Source organism: Bacillus cereus group sp. MYBKT14-1 (assembly GCF_051915185.1).
Classification (GTDB): Bacteria; Bacillota; Bacilli; order Bacillales; family Bacillaceae_G; genus Bacillus_A; species Bacillus_A cereus.
On the sequence record NZ_JBQAEF010000002.1, the window covers coordinates 401,816 to 417,221 of the forward strand.

Genomic DNA, 15,406 nt, shown 5'->3' on the forward strand with positions numbered 1-15,406 from the left:
TTCACTCCTTAACGATTTCTTATGCTGCTTTTGTTTCTTTGACTGTTTCTACATATTGTTTTGCTTTCTCATTATCGAATTCGCCTTCCCACTTCGACATAACAATGGCCGCTAATGCATTTCCTAATACATTGACAGATGAGCGAATCATATCTAAAATGCGGTCAATTCCCGCAATTAACGCGATACCTTCTAGTGGTAACCCCATTGAACCTAACGTTGCTAATACAACAACGAACGATGCACCTGGAACTCCCGCCATACCTTTGGATGTTAACATGAGAACGAATAATAACGTTATTTGCTCTGTCAGTGACATGTGCACACCGTACATTTGTGCAACAAATAATGCCGCTAACGCTTGATAAATAGCCGATCCAGTCAAGTTAAATGTATAACCTGTCGGAATTACGAAAGAGGCAACTGCCTTTGGACAACCGAACTCTTCCATTTTTCTCATTATATTAGGTAAAACAGCTTCTGAACTTGCTGTCGTAAATGAAAGAATAAGTTCTTCTTTTAAAATTTTCATTAATGTAAAAATGTTTACGCCAACCATTCTTGCATTAATACCTAATACAATCACAACGAATAGTATAACAGTTACGTATACAGCTAGCACTAGTTTTCCTAAAGGAAGTAGTGTTGCTACACCAAATTTTGCAACCGTAACCGCAATTAATGCGAATACACCAAATGGTGCAAATTTCATCACTTGATTTGTAACCCAAAACATCGCTTCGAGTACACCTTCAAAGAAGTTAAAAACAGGCTTTCCTTTTTCTCCAATTGCTGCGACTCCTAAACCGAATAATACTGAGAAGAAAATAATCGGTAATAAGTCACCTTGTGCAATCGATTCAAATACGTTTTTCGGTACGATATGAACAATCGTCTCAGCGAATCCTTGCTTCTCTGTAGCATCTGCAGTTTGTTTATAAGAAGAAATATCACTTTGCTGTAAATTACTCATATCAACGCCAGTACCTGGTTGGAATATATTCGCTGCAAGTAATCCCATTAAAATAGCAATCGTCGTAATAATTTCGAAATAAAGAATTGTCTTACCGCCTAGTTTCCCAAGCTTTTTCATATCTCCTACACCAGCTACTGCAACAATTAATGCTGAAATAACAGTTGGTACTACAATCATCTTAATTAAGTGAATAAATATGTCCCCAATTGGTGTGATATAAGAAATCGCCGTTTTATTGCCATAAAAGACTGCCCCTACTACAATCCCTAAAACAAGCGCGACAAAAATTTGTGTTGCCAATCCGAATTTTTTCATTTATGTTCATCCCCTTCATGCGAACGCTTTCAATTTGAATTTATAAAAGCTACTCACACATCTTATAAGCGAACCTACAAAATCATACAAAAACCTACAAGTTCGTCACAAAAAATTCAAATATTTTTCTTCTTTTTTTCATTGACACCATTTTGTTAAAAAACGATAAAATAAACTTGATAAGCAATCAGATTATTGCGTATAATCAAAAAGATATATACTTACAACAAATCAAAATGAAAAGGAGTGGATGTTATGAAAAACTATACAAAGCAATTCGTTCTATCTTCTTCTTTTCTTTTTCATTTTCTTAAAAAGGAACAAAGGCATTCGCCTTTGTTCCTTTTTTTATCCTTTTCGGCAAGAAGACTCCCTCCGATTTGTGTTACGGGTGAAACTCAACAATTCAGGTGGAGATGAATTGCCGTCAGAAGGTAGGCTGAACTCTTTTGTTTCGCTCATAATAATTTTTTGAGTGCGAATGTTTGTTTTTTTGTCTTACGATATAATCTGCGTAGATAAGGAGAGGAGGGAATAGATTGTAAGACAACGAAATTGGATAATGCTTATCATTCAGCTACTTGAGTCAAAAGGAATTACGATGAAGAACATGTTCGCATGTTGTTTCATTTCGTTCCAAATATGGATTTGTTAAAAAATTTTTAATGAGTCCTCTAAGAAAGACGGTGAAAACAATAGCCAGAAAGAAAGCAGTGAAAGTATTACGTAAACAAAAGAAAAGAGAAATCATACAACGATTCACTCAAAAACAAAATATTGGGCGAGCTTGCTTGACTGCTAAAGAATTCCGCTTACTGCAACGCATGTCACATAGTTCAAAAGCATTGCGAAATGTTGGATTGTACACGATTAAACAAAGTTACTTGAATCATAATAAAATGGCTACTATAAGAGAAGTGGATACTGCCATGCAAGCCGATATGAATTACTGGGGCATTCAATCAAATTCGGTTCAAGCGATTCGTAGAGCCTTGTTTACAGAAGTGAAGAGCTTTTTTAAAGCGTTAGAACAGTGGAAGAAAAAAACTGAGCAGTTCACAGGGCGTCCTAAGTTTCCGAACTATTCTCGTTCCACTGACAAACGAATTATTGAAATCTATCAAGTGCCAAAAGTGGATGAGAACGGGTATTGGATGATTCCGATGAATGTTGCATTCAGAAAAAAATTCGGTTCTATTAAAATACGTATGCCAAAAAACTTAAGAAATAAAAACATCTCCTACATTGAGATTGTACCAAAGCAAAAAGGTCGGTTCTTTGAGGTGCATTATACATATGAAATGCACGTTTCTCAAATGAAGAAACCACCTACGACCACTAGTAACGCTTTGAGTTGCGATTTAGGTGTAGACAGATTGTTAAGTTGCGTAACCAATACAGGTGATGCCTTCTTAATGGATGGGAAAAAACTAAAATCCATAAATCAATACTTCAACAAAATGATATGTAATCTAGGGCAGAAAAATATGAACAATGGAATTTCAAAACGTATTGTAACGAATAAAATGGCCGCACTTTGGCATAAACGAGAAAGACAAATAAACGGTTATATTGCACAAACAGTAGGTCTGTTGTTCAAAAAAGTGAAAGAATTCGATATAGATACGATTGTTGTAGGGTATAACGCTGGTTGGAAACAAAACTCTCATATGGGGAAAAAGAATAATCAAAAGTTTGTTCAAATCCCATTTCAGAAATTGATTGCAGCGATTGAGAATAAATGTGTAAAAGAAGGCATTCGCTTTTTCAAACAAGAAGAAAGCTATACTTCAAAAGCTAGTTTTCTTGATAAGGATCCGGTTCCAGTTTGGTCTAAGGATGATAAGACGCAATATCGCTTTAGCGGCAAACGAATTACGCGTGGTCTGTATCAAAGTAAAGCAGGAACATGTATCCATGCTGATATTAATGGTGCGCTGAATACATTGAAAAAGTCAGGAGTTGTAGAATTGGATGGCAATCTCAAAGTGAAAACGCCGATTCTATTAGAAGTGCAAAAACGTAAGGCTATTGCTTTGTGCATAGCTTAGTGGGTGCGTCAACCATCCATGTGTACGCGACTTGTCGGGGCTTGTAGCACACGCCGGATTCATCTGAGTGGTGGCTTCTTCCATAAGGGAGAACTGCTCTTTTTCGAAAGGGTGATGCAAGTGGGAAAACAATCGTTCGTTGTCATTACCAACCAAAAACAGACTCGGGGTGTTACCATAAGGTAGCATGAATGCTAGAGCGTCAAACTGTCTAGCGATAGACGAAAAGACCTAGTGTTCGAACTCAAGCCCCCACTGAAAGGCTTTATCTCAGTGGGGGGAGTTGACTGCGATCTATATAGGGGGAATTGTTATGAGACCATATAAACGTGTCTTAATTAAATTAAGCGGCGGTGCACTTGCCGATCAAACCGGAAATAGCTTTAACTCCAAACGATTAGAACATATCGCAAACGAAATTTTATCCATCGTTGATTTAGGTATTGAGGTATCTATCGTCATTGGAGGCGGGAACATTTTTAGAGGTCATCTAGCGGAAGAATGGGGAATCGATCGTGTAGAAGCTGACAATATCGGGACGTTAGGTACAATCATTAACAGCTTAATGCTACGCGGCGTTTTAACAAGTAAAACAAATAAAGAAGTGCGCGTTATGACTTCCATCCCGTTTAATGCTGTAGCTGAACCATACATTCGCCTACGTGCAGTCCACCATTTAGATAACGGGTATATCGTTATTTTTGGAGGTGGTAACGGGCAACCATTCGTTACGACAGATTATCCAAGTGTTCAAAGGGCCATTGAAATGAATAGTGACGCAATATTAGTCGCAAAACAAGGAGTAGATGGCGTCTTTACTAGTGATCCAAAACATAATAAAGCAGCAAAAATGTACAGCAAACTAAACTATAATGATGTCGTTAGACAAAATATACAAGTCATGGATCAAGCGGCATTACTGCTTGCCCGGGACTACAATTTACCAGCACACGTCTTTAACTTTGATGAGCCTGGTGTCATGAAGAAAATATGTTTAGGCGAACATGTGGGGACGTTGATTAATGGTGATGTTACGATGCTGGTGCATGAAAAATAATGATTTCCCACCAAAAAAGGTGCCTTTTGTAGGCACCCTTTCCTAATTCATCATCACAAATAGAAGTCAACCAATCCCGCCACTTTCTCCTTACAACGCTCCCAAAAAGATAACTTCTCAAAAAACTCTTTCGTCATTTCTTTCGAATCATGAAAATCCTCTGCTAACGTCTTATTAACTTGTCCTACAATAGGACCACCATAAATATAAAAATTCATTTCATCATTTATATTGAAGCTACGCGAAGTAAAGTTTGTTGTACCAATAACGGTTAATTCATTATCAATAAGCATTAATTTACCATGGAACATTCCTTTTTTATACCCATATACAGTAATCCCATTATTAACAGCTTGACGTATGTATGGATACGCCGCTTCTTTTATAAGAGGTAGATCTGGTTTATATGACCAAAGTATTTTTACTGTAACACCACGCTTTTGTGCTGCGATTAAAGCATTCATGGATTCTTTATTTTTCGCTATAAAATACGGCGTTGCAATTACAATGGAGTGCTGAGCTTGTTTTATAAGATCTATATATTTTTCAGCGACGTGATGCCCATTATAACTAACCATAGTATGTAATGTATTCCCTTTACTAGCTTTATTCGTACTTCTCTTTATATCTTCTTTCGTATCTCGTTTCCAATCTAAAGCAAATTGTTCCTCTAAATCTTTTGCACCTTCTCCTTTTATCCGTACATGATAGTCTCTCCAGTACCCAAAGTGTTTATCTTTCCCTAAGTACTCATCCCCTATATTAAAACCACCTGTATAACCAATCTCTCCATCAATCGTTGTAATGCGGCGATGATTACGATGATGAAGGGAATAAAACCCGAATGGTAATTCCTGTTTTCTACTATATGTAAAATGCACACCATTTTTCTGTAATTCTTTTTTCATCTTTCTTTCAAATGATAAATCGTTAAGTAAATCGACAGATAAATATACGTTTACTCCTTCTCTTGCCTTTTCTTTTAATAAGTTCAAAAAAGTATGACTGCTTTTATCATCCGATAAAATAAAAAAATAAGTGTAAATAGATTGTTTCGCTTCTTTTATATCAGTAAATAACCGTTTATAAAATGACTTTCCTTCTACATATAATTGAAAATCACTATAATGAGGTGCATACTCTGTTGGCATGTTTTTCCCAGTTTCCATTTTCCTACCTAAATTAACATCAATATGCATACAAATTAAAATAAAAGCGAAAATAGCAATAATAATAGAAGTAATTCGTAATATTTTTTTAATCATTTTGATTTCCTTTCGCTCATTTTTCTTTCCATCCTTCTATTTTGGCATTCAAATCCAGATTTCATGCTTCATACAAAAAAGGATGTGACTTAACGTCACACCCTTTTCATATTAAACAAAGTTTCTCGCATCATTATTTCTTCCAAACTTATAAATAGCAATTAAGAAGAATGCTACCGCAAAGGCGAATAAGATTAAAATGTTTACATACAACTCTGAAAATGGAATTCCTTGCTGTAGTTTTGCTATCGTGTCTAGCAACCAACGCTGCGGAAGGAAATCAGCTACTTTTTGTACCGCTTTTGGCATAATGTCATATGGAAAATAACATCCGGCAAGTAAACAAGTTGGTACAATGACCAGATTTTGCATCGTATTTGCCGATGCTGAGTTTTTCGAAAAAGCGACAAGGACTAACGATATTCCAATCGCTATTAAAGCAAATAGCATGAGTACGCCAATCATCACTATGAAAGGCATATTGATATTCGTATGAAAAACATTCGTTAGGAATAGGGTTGTAATTAGAATTTGTACTGTTAGCATCATCATATTTACTCCGACATTAGATAATATAAATCTCTTCCCATCTATCGGCGTTGATAATAGTCTAAAGTACGTTCTATTCTCTTTTTCTTTTAAAATATGACCTGATAAGTTCGATGCTGAAAACAGCATAAACATAATAAGGTAACCCATCGTTTGATTTGTCATATCTTTATTTTTCGAAGTATCTTCTAGCGTCTCCGTTTTCATTTTAAATGAACTTTTTTGATACCCTGCGTACATATTGTCGAATGTACTTTGATCTGTTCCTGCTACTTTACTAATAGCTGCTATATTATCAATATAATTATATAAATATGATTTTATAAATGCTGTTACTTGATCACCTTTAATCGATGAAATTTCAATATGCTCTGGTTTCCCTTCTCGAACACTTTTTGAAAAACCAGAATGTAATGTAATAACTCCATCAAGTTTTTTGGAAGTGAGTTTATCTTCTACTTCAGACTCCTTAACCTTACTCACATTCACATGATTTAATCCTTCTAAAAACTTTATCGTATCATTTGCTATTGGCTCATTTTCTTTATTTACAATCCCGATATTTAACGTTCCTTGCCCTGCATTTCCGTATATCGAGAAGGAAATGAGCGTCCCTATTATCGGCAAGCTAATTATAATGAGTAAACTTTTTTTATTTTTCAAAAGCACAGATAACGTTTTTTGTATGAGCCATAAAATATCTTTCATACTATAGCCCCTCCCGTCTACGTAATGCAATAATTGTAATTAATAAAAAGAGTGCTGAAATCCCAAGATTTAAACATATTACTGGCAGTACCGCTCCTACATCGTTTGCATAAATAATTTTCATGACAGCTGTGTTTGCCCACGTTAATGGTGATAAGTTCGTAATGAAATTTTCTTCTACTACGAAGTATGCACCACCAAAAATAGAAGTTAACTGTATAACAACAAGAATAATTGCTCTCGATGATTCAGCTGTTTTCGTAATATACCCGATCCCTAAACCAAAGCTAATTGCTAGAAAGACTTGTGTTAATAAAATAATAAATATGATTCCAAGGTGGTCGCCCCAATTCGCTTGAAATACAAATTTACTAAATAACATGACAAGTAATACGCAAAGGGCGTTTGCTACTAAGCTACCAAGTACTTTTCCAATGAATATTTCAGCTTTACTTATAGGTGCAGCAATGAGACGATCTCCTGTTTTACGTATTCGTTCTCCTCGAATTAAAGAACTCGCTCCCATCGCAGCATATAGTGCAATCATCGTTGTCATTACAACCGCATAGTAATCCATAGAACCTGGTTTTTTCGCAGCTTGTAAAGATGTTTCTTTTATATAATCATTATGATTTCCGTTTGAAATAACCGTACTAACCTTAGTAGGATCTACTTTTGCAACTTCGACCGCTACATTGTACTTATCAACAAATGTTGTAAGCATTCCTTCCACAATACTTCCCTCAATACTACTTTTGTCACTCCCATAAAATTTTGCACCATCTTTATTTAACTCTACATAAACAGCATATTTATTTTGCTTCACTTCTTCTTTCCCATCTATACTGCCAGAAGCTTTTTTAAAATGAACACCTGATTTATCCACTTCTTTCGTAAATGCTTCAAATGATTGAGAAAACGTGTTACTCGCTTCATCTTTATATAGAACTTGTATATCTTTAATCGATTGACTATCGCTATTAAATGCATTACTTAAAGCTGTTCCTAACACAAGCATAAGCACAATCGGAAATGCTAACATAAAAACTAAAGTTCTTACGTCTCTGAAATCTCTTTTAATATGCATAATTGCAATATTGAAGATGTTCAATTGATGAACCTCCCTTTACCTTTTCTTCATTTACTTTTTATTTATCTCGTAAGTTTCTTCCCGTCAATGTAAGGAATACTGTTTCTAAGTTGGGAGCCTGCTCCTCTAATGAACGAATTTCAATATCATGATTGATACAGTGTTGAATAATTTTATTTAAATTATTTAATCCCGCATCAGAATTCACTTTAATTACGTTTTCTTCAATTTGAACTGCTTTCACACCGTTTATCTCTTTTAATTTTTCTACATCTAAATTCTCTACCGATTTCACTTCAATCCAAATATCTTTCGTGTCAGTAATAATTGCTTTTAACTGTTCTTTCGTACCTTCTGCAATTACTTTACCATGATCTACTATCGCTATTTTCGTACAAATCTCTTCTACCTCTTCCATGTAGTGACTCGTATAAATAATTGTACTTCCCATTTCATTTAATTTGCGTACTGACTGCAAAATGTAGTTTCTTGACTGTGGATCAATTCCAACTGTCGGCTCATCCATAATAATTAACTTCGGTCTATGAGCAATTGCACAAGCGATATTCAGTCTTCGCTTCATCCCACCAGAAAAGTTCTTCGGATAGCTTTTCTGTTTATCACTAAGTCCTACAAATTGAAGAGCTTCCTCTACCCTAGCTTTTAATTCGGCTCCTCGTAATCCGTACAATCCAGCAAAGAATTTCACATTTTCATAGGCCGTTAACTCTTCATAAATCGCAATATCTTGCGGAACAATACCGATATTCATTTTCGCAAATCGATTATGTTTCTTTATATTTTTTCCTAGTATGCTAATTTCACCTTCATTACTTCTTAACAACCCAGCGATCATATTTATCGTTGTACTTTTACCAGCACCATTTGATCCTAAAAAGCCAAATATTTCTCCTTCTTTAATAGATAAAGACATATTATCAACTGCGATGAAATCACCAAATTTTTTCGTTAAATTTTTAATTTCTAATGTATTCATCATTTTCACCCCTATTTCGATTTCTCTGCTTTTAGTATAAACAAAAAGAATGAACCTGCTCAGTGCAGAAGTTCATTCTTTTCACATGAGAATATTCACTTTTTTCATATGAGATGGTTCATCCTCGTACCATTCTCTTTATATTGGCAACAACATCGTTACTGAAAAACCACTTGTCCCATCTACAATAATTTTTCCGTTTACAGACGCCGTTCGCTCCTCCATCCCCATAATACCGAGACCTTTTTTAACAAGAGCTACCCCTTTTCCGTTATCCTTCACTTGCACCTTAACCATCTTGTTAAGTACATGAATATCTATAGAAATAACTGTCGCATCAGCATATTTCATTGCGTTTGTTAGTGCTTCTGTAACATTCTCACCGATAATTTTCCACTGAATGGGAGAAATCATATCTAAGTTCCCTTTGTATACAAAAGGAATATTCACATCATTCTTACCGGCAAATTCCTCTATGAATAATTTCATACGATGAATGCCAATTTGCTCAGTTGGAGGCTTCATATTTTTTAATGTAATGCGAATACTTTCAATTCCATCTTTTGAAATGTGAATTGCATTTTGTAATAACTCCGCAGATTTTTCTTTATCTATTTCCATTAACCTTTTTGCTGCTTCCATTTGAATAAGTGCACCCGTCATCGAGTGACCAATTTTATCATGAATTTCTTGCGATAACCGATTTCTCTCTTCTAGCTTAAATGTGTATTCAGATTGTCTTATGTACTCTTTATTTTCATGTAAGCTTTTCGTAAGTCGTTGCATATCTTTTCGCATCTTATCATTTTGCGATTCAAGCTTTACTACACGCGATATATATCGATCTGCAATAGTTAAAATGAGAAAAGAAAATGCAACAATTAATCCATAAGTCATTCGAATACTTTCATCTGCAATCGTAATTGGGAGCATCATAACAACAAAGCGTGGCCAATTCTTTTCTATGTAATGGAATGTAATTTCGTATAAGTTCAAAGGTAAAAACAAAATAAAAAATGGATGAACCCTCCATGTAAATAACATAATTATGCCAATTGACATACCGATTAATAATTTTTTATACGTATCTTTTTTAAATATAGAAATCATTACGTTTACAGAGAGGTAAATAAGTAAAGTAAATATAACCCAAGGTAAATTTACTACATTTGCGTAAATATAACTAAACACAATATATAAAAAGACAATTAATTTACTTACAGTTAGCCAAAATTCCATATCACTAATCTACTTTCCCTGTTAAGTAATAAATCGCAATTTGTGTGCGATGTTCAAGTCCAGTTTTCCCTAAAACTGACGTAATATAATTTGCAATTGTTCCTTCAGATATAAAAAGCTGTTTCGAAATTTCTTTATTCGAGAAACCTTTTGCAATTAATGCGATAATACTAAGCTCCCTTTCTGTGAAAAGGCTCTTATCAATTTTACATTCTTCCTCTTTACTTTCCATTAAATTAGACTTAATTTTATCGAGGACAACATCTTGCATAACAGTTTGACCGTTATATACTCCTTTTATCGCATCACGAATACGCTCCGGATCGTTATTTTTTAACAAATAACCTTTCGCTCCGTTTTTTACTGCATCCAAAATATATTCATCATCATCAAACGTCGTTAAAATAAGCGGTTTTGTTTTCGTCTCTTCACAAATGAACTTCGTCGCCTCTACCCCGTTCATGTTTGGCATACGAACATCTAAAAGAGCGATATCAACGTCGTTCTTTTGGCAATAGTCCACTGCTTCTTTCCCATCATTTACTGTATCTACCACTTCGAACTCTTCATATGTATTTAAAATAATTTTCATGCCTTCTCTAATAAAAGAATTATCATCTGCTATTAATATTTTTATTTTCATGCTTGTTAGTATGGACCTTCCCCTACTAACATTCACATCCTTTCTTCCCGTAACATTTCCCACTTGCTCATTATATACTCCTTTTTACCATTTTTTCACACCTTTTTTTCATATAGCCTCCTTTCTAAAAATATATTATTCTTTTTTTACAACATGTGTAGGGTGACTTATCATTCTTTACGTCTATATAATAGAATACGTCAAAAAGGAGGGAGAGACCGATTGAGGAAAAACTATTAATTGAAAAAGCACAGCAAGGAAGCGAACATGCTTTTCGTGTCCTTGTGCAAACATATCGTCACTATATTTTCCAAGTTATCTTTTCTATTTTAAGACATGAAGAAGATGCGAAAGATGTTACACAAGAAGTATTTGTAAAAATTCACGCCTCTCTCCCAAATTATCAATTTCGCGGATTAAAAACATGGATGACTCGTATTGCCACCAATCACGCTATTGATTATAAGAGAAAGAAAGCTAGAGAAAACGAAGAACTCTCCTTATGTAAAGAAACTGAGGAAAATATACAGTCCTTTCATAATATTGAGGCTTTATTATTGACGAAAGAGCAAAAATTACTCATTGCTCAAAAACTGAGAGAACTTCCCGAAAATTATCGTGACGTCGTTCTCTCACATTACTTAGAAGAAAAAAGCTATCAAGAAATTGCTTTACAGGAAAATATCGAAGTGAAAACAGTCGAAATGAAACTGTATCGGGCAAGAAAATGGATTAAAAAACATTGGAAGGAGGAAGAGTTTCTATGACACATTATTCAAAAGAAGATTGGCGCAATTATACTCTAGATTTTATAGAAAGCAATGAACGTGAATCTATGGAAGAACACCTTTATGAATGTGATCATTGTTTAGCACTTTATATGGAAAGTATCGATGAACAACAGGAAAACCTTCCAATGATAAATGATGATTCATTTACGAACGAAGTTATAACGCAAATTGATTTTGAAACGCTACAGCCTAACGAAAATATAAAAACAAACTCACTAAAGCGCACCATTATTCACTACATAATTGCGACTGCGGCTACAATTATTTTTATGGTAAGTGGTTTATTCCAATATATTTTTACAGCGACATCAAATTTCGAGAAATCTTCAAAACATAACGAGTCTTCTATCTCACAACAAATTGTAAACAAATCGGTAGACACACCAAAAAAGGACGGAGGTTCAAAGCATGAATAAAAACCCCTTTTTAGCACTTGTATTAGGGCTAATTCCTGGGCTTGGACATTTATATTTAAAAAAGCTAGGACGGTTTATTTTATATAGCGGAGGATCTTTATTTCTATTCTCCTTTGCAGTATTTTGTACCATAGTAGTAAGAGAACGTGATATTGCTTTTCTTTCTCTATTTTTACTAGCTGTTCTATGGGTAATTAACTTACTAGATTTAGTTATCACCATTATAAAACAAACAAAAAAACAAGAAGCTGGAGAATTGATAAATTCCTCTAAAGAGAGCGAACGATTTTATATCATTCTCCTATCTATCATCCCTGGACTTGGCCATTTCCAATTAGGACTTATGCAACGTGGCCTTACATTTTTAGTAGCTTGTACAGGAATCGGAAGTATGATTATTTTCGTTGCACTTTTAACATCTCAAGAAAGTTTCCTTATCTTTCTCATGACGTTACCTGTTTTATGGATTTATAATTTCTTCGATGTTGTTCAGCAGCTCCAGAAAAAAGAACGGGGTGAGCAATTAGTTGACCGTACTATTTTCGAAGATTTTGAAGAACATCGTGAACAAGGAAAGAAAAGTAAAACATTCGCTTCTATTTTAGCAATGTTCCCTGGAGCAGGACATATGTATTTAGGCTTACAGCGCCGTGGTCTTCAGCTTATGGCAGCCTTTTTACTTTCCATATATTTACTCGACTTATTAAGACTTTCAGCGTTTTTATTTTTAGTACCAATCATTTGGTTCTATAGCTTTTTTGACGCTTTACAGCAAACCACAAAATACGGAAAAGAACGAGTTCAAGACGAACCCATTATCGATTATTTTATAAATCATCAAAGATGGATCGGTATCGGATTAATTACACTCGGTGGTTATTATTTATTAAATCAAACAGTCCTTCCTATTTTGGACAATTATTTTGCAACTATATTTAATATTCATCTTAGTGAACTATATTATCGCTATTTCCAAACATCTATCGTTGCGCTCCTTTTAATTGGCGGCGGCTTTAAATTATTACTTGGAAATAAAGAAAACAAAGGTGGGACAAGCGAATGAGGACTTGGCGTGTTGGAACATTCTCAATGGGGCTTTCTATTATATCGTTAGGATGCTTTTTACTATTTTCAGTCATAAAAGGAATTCAAGTATTAGATACACTAACTGCATGGTGGCCAGTTTTACTTATCATACTTGGAGCCGAAGTTTTACTATACCTTCTATTTTCTAAGAAGGAACAATCATTTATTAAATATGATATTTTTAGTATTTTCTTTATCGGCGTTTTAGGAAGCGTTGGAATTGCTTTTTACTGTTTATTATCAACTGGATTACTAGAAGAAGTTCGTCACTCTATTAACACAACGAGGCAAACGAGTAATATTCCAGACGGACAATTTGATATACCTGAATCTATCAAAAAAATCGTAGTAGATGCAGGGCATCAGCCTCTAACGGTAGAGGGAAATAATACAAATCAAATTCATCTTTTGGGAACTTATGAAATGACGACGAAAGCAAATGAAAAACTCAATTTAAAACGAGATGATTTCCTTTCAGTTCAAACGGCTGGAGAAACGATGTATATCACTTTAAAATCATTACCTGTTCAGCATACGTTATTTAATTCAGCACCACAGGTGAAACCAACGCTTGTTCTTCCACAAAATAAAAATGTGGAAATCCGTGCTTCAAATAACGAACTATCTCTTTATCCAGGTCAATTACAAAATAATTGGTTTGTACAAGAAAGCTCGAGAGTGTCTGTCCATCTTGCAAAAGAGAGTGATGTATCTTTAACAGCAGTAACGAATCAAAAAGAAACACACGGAAGCTCACCTTGGGAACAAGTAGAAGATTTAACGAAAAACGAAAATACTTCTTCAGAAGAACATCCAGAATTAAACAACCAAGAACATTGGTATAAAAATTCGATTAAAACTGGAAATGGGACGTACAAGTTAAATATTGAGAAAGCTTATAATTTGAATATGAGTGTTATTGAAAAATAAAAAAACCTTCCGCAATTGCGGAAGGTTTTTCTCATATAATCGCTTTAATTCCTTCTAACACTAATCCAATCATAAATCCGCAAACAGCCCCGTTCACTCGGATCCACTGTAAATCTTTACCGACGTTATTTTCAATCATTTCGATTAACGTTTTATCATCTAACTTATCAAGGTTTTCTTGTACAAGCTTACCAATTTTCGAATGGTTCTTCTCAACAAGACTTACAACTTGTTTTTGTAACCAATCTTCTATTTTTTGAACTGTCTGTTCATCTTCTTTTATTTTATTCATTTGTTTTTGTAAAAATGGAATAACATATTTATCAGCAAATTCTTCATTATTTACAAAAGCAACTGCTCTTTGTTGTACTTGCTCTAGCATCTCTTTTATTTTGTCAGTAGCATTCCAATTCGCAATCCACTTTTCTTTCCAATTTTCTAATTCCTTTAATAAGGCTTCATTTTCTTTTACATTGATAATTTCTTGACGAATCTTCGCTAATATAAGTTGTCTTGTGCTATTATCAGCCTCTTGTAAGCTGTTAATATTACTAATGATAAACTTCTGCAAAATGCCGCCAATTTTATCTTCATCTACAATATTCATAAATGATTTCAAAGTAAACTGCAAGAATCCATCTACTTTTATATTTTCCATTGCCTTCATACCTAAGCTACCGAGCTGGTAACGAGCTTCATCTTGCGCTGTCCAATCTTTTACCTTCACTAATATGTAATCAAGTGTCTTTTCATCATATTCTTGCACAACTAATTGATCAACAAGCACTTGTAAAATGTTACTTGTATTAATTGTATGCAAATATGTTTTTAATTCTTTTTCAATAATAACAGCTAACTTTTCTGTATCTATTGTAACAATTGCTTTCTCTGCAATCGTTACAATCCCCTTTTTCACAGCATCAGACTGCATTTCTCTCTCAGCAATTTGCAGTACCATTTGTGCTAACTGCATCTCTTTTACTTTATTCGTAATACTTTCTTTCGTCAGCCATTCATTTTCTAACGTATTGATGAGCCCTTTCGTTACTCGTTTACGATTTTTAGGTAACAAAGCTGTATGCGGAATTGGTATTCCCATCGGGTGACGGAATAATGCTGTAACTGCGAACCAATCTGCAAGCCCGCCAACTAACCCAGCTTCAAATCCCCCTTGTATAATCTCTCCAGCTATCGTTCCTTGAAAAGGGATAGAAGCCGCAAAGCCGACACCCATAACCCCAAGTGAAATACCCGCTATATATTTAGTCTGTAATGACATCGTATACACATCCT

The 15,406-nt window shown here is 34.6% G+C and carries 14 protein-coding genes; 6 read left to right on the forward strand and 8 right to left on the reverse strand.

Annotation, left to right across the window (positions count from 1 at the left end):
* Nucleotides 1–19: 19 nt before the first annotated feature.
* Entirely contained in the window at nt 20–1,291 is a 1,272-nt protein-coding gene (locus ACTFO4_RS08550) for a cation:dicarboxylate symporter family transporter (protein ID WP_440013480.1), read from the reverse strand.
* A 695-nt stretch (nt 1,292–1,986) separates the two neighbouring features.
* Between ACTFO4_RS08550 and ACTFO4_RS08555 the strand changes: the two genes are divergently transcribed.
* On the forward strand, nt 1,987–3,342 hold the full coding sequence (locus ACTFO4_RS08555; protein WP_440013601.1) for an RNA-guided endonuclease TnpB family protein: 1,356 nt from the start codon (nt 1,987–1,989) through the stop codon (nt 3,340–3,342).
* A gap of 313 nt (nt 3,343–3,655) precedes the next feature.
* Nucleotides 3,656–4,399 carry a UMP kinase gene (gene pyrH, locus ACTFO4_RS08560; RefSeq protein WP_001248051.1) on the forward strand — a complete coding sequence of 248 codons (744 nt, stop codon included), beginning with the start codon at nt 3,656–3,658 and terminating at the stop codon, nt 4,397–4,399.
* A 53-nt stretch (nt 4,400–4,452) separates the two neighbouring features.
* Here the strand turns inward: pyrH and ACTFO4_RS08565 are convergent, their stop codons facing one another.
* The 6 genes from ACTFO4_RS08565 to ACTFO4_RS08590 form a co-directional block, all read right to left on the reverse strand.
* A complete protein-coding gene (locus tag ACTFO4_RS08565; RefSeq protein WP_000591890.1) occupies nt 4,453–5,664 on the reverse strand; it encodes a phospholipase D-like domain-containing protein in 1,212 nt (403 codons plus the stop codon).
* A 111-nt stretch (nt 5,665–5,775) separates the two neighbouring features.
* Complete coding sequence (locus ACTFO4_RS08570) at nt 5,776–6,921, reverse strand: ABC transporter permease (RefSeq protein ID WP_440013476.1); 1,146 nt, start codon at nt 6,919–6,921, stop codon at nt 5,776–5,778.
* A gap of 1 nt (nt 6,922) precedes the next feature.
* Entirely contained in the window at nt 6,923–8,032 is a 1,110-nt protein-coding gene (locus ACTFO4_RS08575; RefSeq protein ID WP_440013474.1) for an ABC transporter permease, read from the reverse strand.
* A gap of 37 nt (nt 8,033–8,069) precedes the next feature.
* Nucleotides 8,070–9,008, reverse strand: coding sequence for an ABC transporter ATP-binding protein (locus ACTFO4_RS08580; protein ID WP_001093818.1), 939 nt, complete (start codon nt 9,006–9,008; stop codon nt 8,070–8,072).
* 138 nt (nt 9,009–9,146) lie between these two features.
* A complete protein-coding gene (locus ACTFO4_RS08585; protein WP_440013471.1) occupies nt 9,147–10,247 on the reverse strand; it encodes a sensor histidine kinase in 1,101 nt (366 codons plus the stop codon).
* Nucleotides 10,248–10,251: 4 nt separating this feature from the next.
* Complete coding sequence (locus tag ACTFO4_RS08590) at nt 10,252–10,890, reverse strand: response regulator (RefSeq protein ID WP_440013599.1); 639 nt, start codon at nt 10,888–10,890, stop codon at nt 10,252–10,254.
* 284 nt (nt 10,891–11,174) lie between these two features.
* On the opposite strand from ACTFO4_RS08590, the gene ACTFO4_RS08595 reads away from it, so the two are divergent.
* Genes ACTFO4_RS08595 through exsE form a run of 4 tightly spaced genes read left to right on the forward strand, consistent with a single transcriptional unit; the run spans nt 11,175 to nt 14,113 of the window.
* Entirely contained in the window at nt 11,175–11,657 is a 483-nt protein-coding gene (locus ACTFO4_RS08595) for an RNA polymerase sigma factor (protein ID WP_440013468.1), read from the forward strand.
* The gene (locus tag ACTFO4_RS08600) at nt 11,654–12,097 is read left to right on the forward strand and encodes a hypothetical protein (RefSeq protein WP_017673971.1); all 444 of its coding nucleotides are present in this window, start codon (nt 11,654–11,656) and stop codon (nt 12,095–12,097) included. Before ACTFO4_RS08595 ends, ACTFO4_RS08600 begins: the two co-directional genes overlap by 4 nt.
* Nucleotides 12,090–13,160, forward strand: a complete 1,071-nt coding sequence (locus tag ACTFO4_RS08605) for a hypothetical protein (RefSeq protein WP_061457016.1) — start codon at nt 12,090–12,092, stop codon at nt 13,158–13,160. The genes ACTFO4_RS08600 and ACTFO4_RS08605 overlap by 8 nt, the downstream gene beginning before the upstream one ends.
* Nucleotides 13,157–14,113: an exosporium protein ExsE gene (gene exsE, locus ACTFO4_RS08610; protein WP_326234741.1), complete on the forward strand. Its 957-nt coding sequence runs from the start codon at nt 13,157–13,159 to the stop codon at nt 14,111–14,113. Before ACTFO4_RS08605 ends, exsE begins: the two co-directional genes overlap by 4 nt.
* A 31-nt stretch (nt 14,114–14,144) precedes the next feature.
* Here the strand turns inward: exsE and ACTFO4_RS08615 are convergent, their stop codons facing one another.
* Complete coding sequence (locus ACTFO4_RS08615; RefSeq protein WP_078421020.1) at nt 14,145–15,392, reverse strand: DUF445 domain-containing protein; 1,248 nt, start codon at nt 15,390–15,392, stop codon at nt 14,145–14,147.
* Nucleotides 15,393–15,406: the final 14 nt, after the last annotated feature.